Below are 7,031 nucleotides of genomic sequence, written 5' to 3' on the forward strand. Positions count from 1 at the left end.
CTTCTTCATGTAGAACTTCCTCTTTTTATTTGTGGAAAATTCTACCTTCAACTCCGTTTAATTTCCGGGGGGATTACCAGGCCAAGAGATCAAATGAAAGAAAACAGATTAGCCTCGGCTTGAACGTCAAGCGTACTTTCTATACCTTCAATCAAAACCATTCCACTGGCTGACTCAGTCGTTTGCACGATATACATGAGGGCCGGATGGAACAGTTGGGTAGTTGAGCACTCCACTTGGAAATAACTCGTATATGCCTAACGCTCTTAGTAACAAACAGACGGAATTTTTTCAGGCCATTCTCGATAGCAGTAATTCTCCGATCCTCATCACCGATGCTCTGAGCGGCGATCATCCCATTATCTTTGTCAACCACGCTTTTGAGCAGGTGACGCAATATACAGCAGCAGAGGTGATCGGCAAAAACTGTCGACTGTTGCAGCGTAATGATAGAGACCAGCCATCCCGACATTTGCTGGCGGACGCAATTAGAAACGGAACCTCGTGTGAGTGTGTGATCCGAAATTACCGCCGAAATGGCGAGCCTTTCTATAACCAACTCTTTATGTTCCCCGTCAAGAGCGAACAGGGCATTGTCACAAACTATGTAGGCATCCAATACGATGTTACCACGGCGCACACCACCCATGCTGCCCTTCAGGAGATGCGTGTCGCCATAGAACATTCCATCGATGTATATCTGAAGGTGGGACCCGACGCCATCGTTATTGAAGCCAACAAAGCCCTTCAAGATGTTTTCGGCTGGACACCGCAGGAGTTAATTGGGAAAAGTGTCTTCCATTTAGTGCCCGCCGAGCGAGTTTCTGAAGTTCAACAGGATCTGGCAGAGCAATTTGCAGACAGTCAACCACGGTCGCTGAACGGGCGCTATCTGCGCAAGGATGGTGGGACGACACTAGTCGAATGGACGTTTTCCAGCGGTGCAGGGAACCAATCGCTCATCTGCCTAGGTCGGGACGTAACGGAAAAATACCAGATTGCCGAGGAAGCTAGGCGAGCCAATGAGCGTAATGCTGCTGTTCTGATGACCATCACTGAGGGATGTTTTTCCGTCGATCGCAACTGGATTATTACGTACATCAATCCTCAAGGGGAAAAATGGTTGCGGCGCTCGTCACATGATCTGATAGGCAAACATCTCTGGCTAGAGTTTCCCGAGGCCGTCGACAGCGCGTTCTTTTACACCTATCACCAGGCAATGGAGACAAAGGCCTTCGCCAACTGCGACTCGTTTTATGAGCCTTTGGGCCGGTGGTTCGAAGCCCGAGCTTATCCATATCCAGAGGGACTTACGGTCTTCTTCATGGATATTACTCAGCGGAAAACTGCCGAGGCCATCCTGATTCATTCCGCAAGCCACGATCAGATGACCGGGCTGATGAACCGCACTGCTTGTTTGGACACCATAGACCGACGCCTTGAAGAGACACGTCATCGGAGTACTCCGCTGGCGATATTGTTTATTGACCTCGACAGGTTCAAAGAGGTCAATGACGCATTCGGTCATCGGGTAGGAGATCAGGTGCTAACTGAGATTTCCCGCCGACTGATCGCTCAGTCCGACGCCAACAAAATACCGGCGCGCATCAGCGGCGACGAATTTATCTTTATTGTCAGCAATTCCGAGCCTGATAAGGCAAAAGCCTTCTCGCATCAGTTGATTGATGCAATCGCTGCTCCGATCGATGTCGAGGGCATCGATATTGCATTGGGCGCGAGCGTGGGTGTAGCGTTCACCGCCGATGGCAACATCGCAGCGGACGAACTCGTAAATCAGGCGGACACCGCCATGTATTGGGCGAAGGAGTCGGGGCGCCACGCTGTCTGCCTGTTTTCTCCCGACATTGATCATTGGGGCGCGCAACGACTGAAACTGCGACATGAAATTCGCCCGGCGATCGAACAGCGGCAGTTCGTGTTGCACTATCAGCCGCAGTTCCGTGTGGCAGACAATGCCGTTGCAGGAGCCGAAGCATTGGTGCGATGGCAGCACCCAAAACTAGGGTTACTGAATCCAATTGCTTTCCTTGAGATTGCAGAAGCATCGCCGGTTATTAACGAGCTGGGTGCCTGGATATGTGACGAGGCATGCCGCCAGCTGGCTAGCTGGAATCGCTTGGGCCACACCCTTATCATGTCTATTAATGTTTCAGCAAGGCAACTTGGTAACCCTGCGCTGCACGAGATGTTCGCGGCCTGCGCTCGCAAACATGGCGTTGATCCAAAATTCATCAAGATCGAGATTACCGAGAGCATGTTGTCCCAAGATGTTTCAATTGCGGAAGCGGGACTTAACAAACTCAAAGAATACGGGTTTCGTATCGCCTTGGACGACTTCGGAACGGGTTACTCAAACTTCACTTATCTTCATCGCTTTCCAGTCACCGCGCTAAAGATTGACCGCTCGTTCGTGCAACCCATTGCACAGGATGCCAAGGCGTTGGCAATGCTTAATGGGATCATTAGCCTAGCCAAGGCTATCAATCTGACAGTTATTTGCGAAGGGGTGGAAACGGAGAATCAGCGTGAGGCGCTATTGGGGACTGGATGCGACCTGATCCAGGGATATCTAACGGGAAGACCCCTAGTGGCTGAAGAATTTACTCAATTGCATCTAACTAATGTTCGAAAGTAAATGATACCTTCTACGGACGCAGCGCGAGTGATCAGGTCTGTCGGAATGCGCCGTAAGGATTGATCAATATGCCGCTCATGCGGCTTCGCGCTTGTTTAGCATCGACGCCGATGAGAAGTTCTACTCAGGTCTTCGGAGTTTAGAAACTGAATCTGCAATTTGGATAATCTGAGGGGAGGGGACGTACTGAAATTCCGTGCCGCACTGACACGCCTGAAGTGTGCCGGAGTAAAAAGCGTAACGGGATATTGTATCGAGCGGTTCACCTGCGCACTGAGGACAAAACAAAGGTACAGCATCTATCAAATAAATCATCCAGTTTCGTTCCTTTGAACGTTCGTCGCGCGTCCATCCTGATCTCGAAATGAAAGGTGCTGGATCGCATCTCCTCAAATGTTTGTACCCATAGAAAAGGGACTGCACCAGGCGGTTAATGCAGTCCCTTTGTGCCTCCTACTACTGCCAGTCTTTCAGTGGCACACCAGAATAATATTGTGGTTTCAGTATAGGCCCTTTGCTAGCCATCAGACATCATGGCTGATGTGCCTGCTTCAACACGACGCACTTGTCCCGAAACTTGTGACTTCTCTTATCAGCCAGTCGTATCGGTTTTGATCAAATCTCTTTTGTAGATTCCTGGCCAACCCGCGAAGGTGACTCGGCAGGTGAAACGCCATTGATATTTGTTTCAGTAGCTGCATCTGCTCTTCATGCATGACTTCTCCAAGAGGATGGCGTACGAATACCAGAAAGTGCATCGTTCAAAGGAGAGGTGAGATGCTCCGGCCTTTTGTTGCTCTTCGTTGCATGGAGAGGACGACCCATATGCTTGCTAGGCTAGGATCAGACGGATGATAGAAATGCAATATAGGCAAGTAAAGCGCTACTTGTCATGTACCACCAGCTGCGTCGTTTGGCGGCGTGGTCTTTGAGCCCAAAGATAGGACGTCGGGACGGGCTGAAGCGGTTCATTTTCTCTTACAGTGTTGTAGTAACGAAGAGCACTCACTTTCGCGTTGCAACAGAGAAATGTCAAAGCAAATCTGCGCACATTCTTTGTGCCACGCCAACTTGTGGCGTGTGAGCCGCACGACTGCCTTTGTCAGCCATCCAATTCCGGGAAGTGCTGCGTACGCGCACTGAGGTGCTTTGGTGACACTCGGCGTATCACCCGTAGCGTCTGACCGTCGCTCGGCAAGAGGGCCTCAATCGTCACACGGTGCAGTGTAATGCTTTTGACAATTGCCGGAATCAGTAATGGCGGCTGACCGGCGGCGAAGTAAGATTTCCAGATGACTCGGTCGCCTTCTTTCCATTGATGCGTGCTCATGCCGATGATTCTATAGGCGCACTGATGTGGTCTTATAGATTAGCTCAACCGATGAGCAGAATATGCGTACCGGTTAGATAAGTTGAACTAAGGAAAATAGTTTCTGTCAAAACGCCGTGAACTCTACTTGACGGTAGATTTGGCCCGGTGCCTTTGAAGGCCTCCGAGCATTTTTATGCCGACTATGGCAAGTCGATCGCCGTGATCTGCTGTGGTCCGCTACTCGAATCAGTCAGTCGTCGGCCGTATAGTACTGGCGGGGGAAGCGTTAGACCGGGGTAATGAAAAGCTTGCTTGCCCTTGGGACTCACTGTGGGCTCATAAGTGACCTTCTGGCCTTCCTTGAGCGTCTTGAATCCGGACGAATTGATCGCCGAGAAGTGCGCAAACAAGTCTTCGCCACCGTCATCCGGGCTGATGAAGCCAAACCCCTTCGAATCGTTGAATCACTTCACCGTACCAGTTGCCATGTGCGTCTTTCTATAGTTGATGGATAGTCTTTGGAGGGTAGACCAACAAAATTAGCCGCCCGAATCCATTGAGCAGCCTCGTTTCAAGCACCGATCAACATCGCGCAGTTTACCGTCGATGAATGAAATAACAAGTTATTTCGATGGGTAGCGGCCGTAGGAACACCAAAGTTTCCCATCCGTTGATGCAGCGACTTGGTCCTTGAAGCATTCACAACGGATCTCAAGCAGCCCAATAGCATCAGCAGCTCTCGCCGCGGCGGGTACTCAATAGGCGGTACTTAAACAGACCTGGCGATCTCAGCGAGTGTTGCATCAATGCATCCGCGTGCGGCACGCGCCGTCATGTAAGTACGCAGGGAGGCGTTGCGCCTGGCGACATTGGCAAATGACTGTCCCCGCTGTCCGGGCAAGCCCGGCTTGGCGCCAGCATCCAACAGATAGTCAACCGCTTCGATGACACCTCGTTGTGCAGCCTGGAAAAGGGCGGTTTCATTTTTATCATTCACCAGATGCACGTTGGCGTTGGCTTCGACTAAAAGCCGTATTTGATCAAGCCGTCCAGCCCGGGCAGCACTAAACAGCGGTGTCTCGCCATCCTTGTCTCGCGCATCAGGTTTGACGCCTGCTTTCAGCAGCAGCCCCGTGATCTCTGCATTCTCGGCCACATGTAACGCCGTCATCTGTTTTGCGCCATGTCCGCGCGGGTCACCACCGGCGTGCAGCAGGCGGCGCACCGCATCGGTCCTGCCGCTCCTTGCAGCCATGATGAGCGGAGTATCCGTATTTGGGCGGCTGGCGTTCACATCGTCACCGGCGCCAAGCAGCCGGTCAATTACGGTAACAAGTCCCTTACCGGCTGCAAGGTGAAGTGCTCGCAGTCCCCGCTTGTTGTGAATACGCCAGTCGATGCCGCGATCGAGGAGAAACAGCGCGCATTCCTCACATCCTGCCAGGATCGCGTGCGACAGTGCAGTCTGCCTGGAACGGTCAACGGTATTGATACCGGCGCCTCGCTCGTCGAGCAAAAGGGTAAGCGTATCAACCGCGCCGGCAGAAGCGGCAGCGAGGAGGCTTTCATTGTCGTTGTTCAGGGTAGTCTGACGTTTATTCGCGGAAGGCATTCTGTGTCTCAGTTTAGTTGCTGACTGGTAGCCGGACCAGGCATGGTGGACATGCTGGCACGTCTACATGTCTGATGCTGGGTGTTATGACAGCAACGAGCGCAAAAGATCCTTATAGCCTCGGTGCAGTCGCATACCTGAGCATATGCATCGCTGTGGCGGAAATGCCGCGTGGAATAACAAATGTCTAACCATGCAATAAAAAGCAGGCTACCCTTATGCAATCGATAGAAAGTTGTCAACGGACGCAGGGGGACATAATGGGTGCCATTGGATATATCGTAGCGTCCATTACCATGGCGGCGATAGTCGGATCGGTTGCTCTTTGGGTGAGCCGACGTCGGGTCAGAGAAAAAGGAAAAGGTGCCCGCAGCTATCCGTACGGCGGCGAAATGGATGACTTGAACAAACTCCTGCAGGAAGGCGCCATCTCGCCGGAAGAGTACGAATTGATCAAGCGGCGGATTCTGGCGGGGCAAGTTTATTAGGCTAATCGCGGACCTTGTTGGCGTTCTAGCAACCTAATACGGCTTGCGTTGAGCGCACCGATCTATGTGTCGGTGCACTCGCGACCCTATCGACATTGCCTCAAACACCTATGCAGTACCGGGCGTGCTGCTATTCATGACAAATAAAGCTACCCTTAATGAACGACGGCCTTCTTTGAGTAGAGGCGTTCGCGATGTTTGCCTTCGGCGTTGATTTCGCCGTTCTTTGACATGACACTCAGTGCGTTCGACATACGTTGGGCGAGCTTCTTGCGATCTTCTGCGCTCGGCTTGACGCCAAGGGCATTCAACGCTGCCTTGAATATTTCGGAAGCGGGCTGTGGAGTGTCCGTCAATAACGTCGGCCAAAAGTCCCTGCCGGTTGGCGGCAATCTTGATTGCCGAGTATTCCTGGTTGCCGGCGCTTTCGATTTACTAGTGGTCCTCCCACTGGTCTTGGCGGCCTTCGCTGTAGGGGCTTTTGACCGTCCGCTCGTGGAAGTGCCGTCGATGTTCGTCAAGGTTTCCAGCACCCCTTCGAGGTTCTCGACGAGCTTGGCGTAGTACTCCATGCCCTGACGGGCATGCATCAATTCAAGTTTGACAGCTTGTGCAGCTGATCCAATATTGGCCATGAGTCGCTCCTTGAGAAGGGATGAAGATAGGGCGTAATTAAGCCCCTTATGGACACGTATTAAATACGTTTTGTTCAACTTGTAAGATGATGAATCTCAATAACTGAAATATAGGTCGCCATTCTTAAGTAACAACCATGACTACCATGTGGTTAATGGCAGGAAGGCGAGGTTGTGTCGGATTCTGCGTCCAAGACTAGAGATCACAAGGGACCTAAGGCAGAGGAGCTGTTGAAGCAGGAGTCAGCGTGACCTGGTAGAAATCGTGTAGCCACCCGCTGAGTGAGTCTTCATGTTATTTTTGACATGGAGGCATGTATGCAGAAGC

At 51.7% G+C, this 7,031-nt stretch carries 5 protein-coding genes and 1 pseudogene; 2 read left to right on the top strand and 4 right to left on the bottom strand.

Annotated elements, in window-relative coordinates:
- The first annotated feature begins 223 nt into the window (after positions 1-223).
- Entirely contained in the window at positions 224-2,656 is a 2,433-nt protein-coding gene (locus RY831_RS32420) for a sensor domain-containing protein (protein WP_326510420.1), read from the top strand.
- A gap of 1,102 nt (positions 2,657-3,758) precedes the next feature.
- Here RY831_RS32420 and RY831_RS32425 read toward each other — a convergent pair.
- The 3 genes and pseudogenes from RY831_RS32425 to RY831_RS32435 form a co-directional block, all read right to left on the bottom strand.
- Positions 3,759-3,986: a hypothetical protein gene (locus RY831_RS32425; protein ID WP_326510421.1), complete on the bottom strand. Its 228-nt coding sequence runs from the start codon at positions 3,984-3,986 to the stop codon at positions 3,759-3,761.
- A 287-nt stretch (positions 3,987-4,273) separates the two neighbouring features.
- A pseudogene (locus tag RY831_RS32430) lies at positions 4,274-4,456 on the bottom strand (cold-shock protein); the annotation flags it as partial.
- A 281-nt stretch (positions 4,457-4,737) separates the two neighbouring features.
- Positions 4,738-5,580, bottom strand: coding sequence for an ankyrin repeat domain-containing protein (locus RY831_RS32435; RefSeq protein WP_326510422.1), 843 nt, complete (start codon positions 5,578-5,580; stop codon positions 4,738-4,740).
- A gap of 260 nt (positions 5,581-5,840) precedes the next feature.
- On the opposite strand from RY831_RS32435, the gene RY831_RS32440 reads away from it, so the two are divergent.
- Positions 5,841-6,068, top strand: a complete 228-nt coding sequence (locus RY831_RS32440; RefSeq protein WP_326510423.1) for an SHOCT domain-containing protein — start codon at positions 5,841-5,843, stop codon at positions 6,066-6,068.
- A 155-nt stretch (positions 6,069-6,223) separates the two neighbouring features.
- On the opposite strand, the gene RY831_RS32445 is transcribed toward RY831_RS32440, so the two are convergent.
- On the bottom strand, positions 6,224-6,703 hold the full coding sequence (locus RY831_RS32445; protein ID WP_326510424.1) for a hypothetical protein: 480 nt from the start codon (positions 6,701-6,703) through the stop codon (positions 6,224-6,226).
- Between the last annotated feature and the right edge of the window lie 328 nt (positions 6,704-7,031).

This window comes from Noviherbaspirillum album, assembly GCF_035916955.1.
Lineage (GTDB): Bacteria > Pseudomonadota > Gammaproteobacteria > Burkholderiales > Burkholderiaceae_D > Noviherbaspirillum > Noviherbaspirillum album.